The organism is uncultured Nostoc sp. (assembly GCF_964245445.1).
GTDB lineage: Bacteria > Cyanobacteriota > Cyanobacteriia > Cyanobacteriales > Nostocaceae > Nostoc.
Genome location: NZ_CAXTNE010000470.1, coordinates 1758 through 3211, shown reverse-complemented (window position 1 = coordinate 3211; position 1454 = coordinate 1758). Strand labels below are relative to the sequence as shown.

Annotated in this window: 1 protein-coding gene; it reads right to left on the bottom strand. The window is 41.9% G+C overall.

The features are described 5' to 3' along the window. A partial coding sequence (locus tag ACFE90_RS37365) for a filamentous hemagglutinin N-terminal domain-containing protein (protein ID WP_375507272.1) occupies positions 1-1122 on the bottom strand: 1122 nt, incomplete at its 3' end. Positions 1123-1454 lie beyond the last annotated feature (332 nt).

The window sequence follows — 1454 nt, the reverse complement described above, 5'->3', positions numbered from 1 at the left end:
AACCCTCAAAGAACCCCCATTGCCTGCACCGCCTGTACGAGCACTTACCTGTGCACCACCCGAAATTTGTAATCTGCTAGCACTTATATTGATATCACCTGCCTGTCCATTTGCTTTTGGTTCTACCTGATTAGCAATTAGACTCCCATTGTTAAGATTTATTGCGACCGTGGCATTAACCATAATGTTTCCCGCCCTACTATTATCAGAACCCAGTCCATTCTCTATCCCTGCAAACAGGGCACTTTGTCGTGTCATCTCTAAATTCCGGGCATTAACCACGATACTACCACCATCGCCAGCAATCACATTTACAAGAGCACCATTGCTAAGGAAAACATCGCTTCTTTCTACACTATCGGGAAAACTCAAACTTAGATTATTACCATCTCCATTCAACCCGACTGTTCCCACATTTGCTAACCCACCTAACTCGACAAGTCCACCAAAAGCATTCAATCCTCCACCATCCATTTTGATATCGCCGCCTACTAACAGCAAACTCTGACCATCTGGGACACGTAGACCAAATGCATCCTCGCCACCAGGAGTAGCTTCTGCTAGTGCAGTCGAACTATTTTGAATCGGTGCAGCTGCAATTTGATTAAATAATAAGGCATTTGGATTTACTGTCAACAAGAGTGAAGGTGCTTCTGGATTTGAGGCGCTGAAAAATCCCAAATTGCCAAACCCAATGGCATTGGCTGTTGTGGCCACAAAGGAACCGCCGATATTTAAACTAGCATTTTTACCAAAAATAATCCCATTAGGATTGAGCAGGAATAAGTTTGCTTTACCGTTAGCACGAATTAAGCCATCTATATTAGAAATTGACTTACCTGTTACTCGTGTCAGGATGTTCTGAATATCCAGTGAATTATTGAACAAAGCAGTACTGCCATTGAGAACAGAGAACTCCCCAAAGCTGTGGAACAGATTACCCCCTCTTATGGTTCCACCCTCAATAATCCTGGTATTGCCCTCTAATTTTACATTGGAATTATTTGGCAGAGTGCCGTCTGGGGTGATTTGGGCAACTGAGATATTTGCATATAAGGTAACTGCACTAACAATGGCAATTCCTAGACCTTGTAACCAGTTTGGCGCAGTTTTAAAAGACATTGCACTCTCCTATAGAAAAAGAAATTTAGGTTGGAAGCCTCAATCTTGAGTAGAAGTGTCAGGAGAATCAACTTATGCACAACAGAGGATATTAGCAAATTGACACTGCTGAATCAAGTGAATAAACCAGAGCAAACGCACCTCGCATCTAAGTATAAGAATCCTTTCATAGCAGGGGTTTGAGCGTTTGATAGATAATTGAGGCGATTTTTTCATCAATATCCTTATGCAACAAGGGTTTCACAAATTACGTGCGTTTGTCCTGGTGAATAAACCAATCTCACTGCTACCAATTAAGAATCAGAAGGCAAAGCTAAAAAACTTCTGATTCC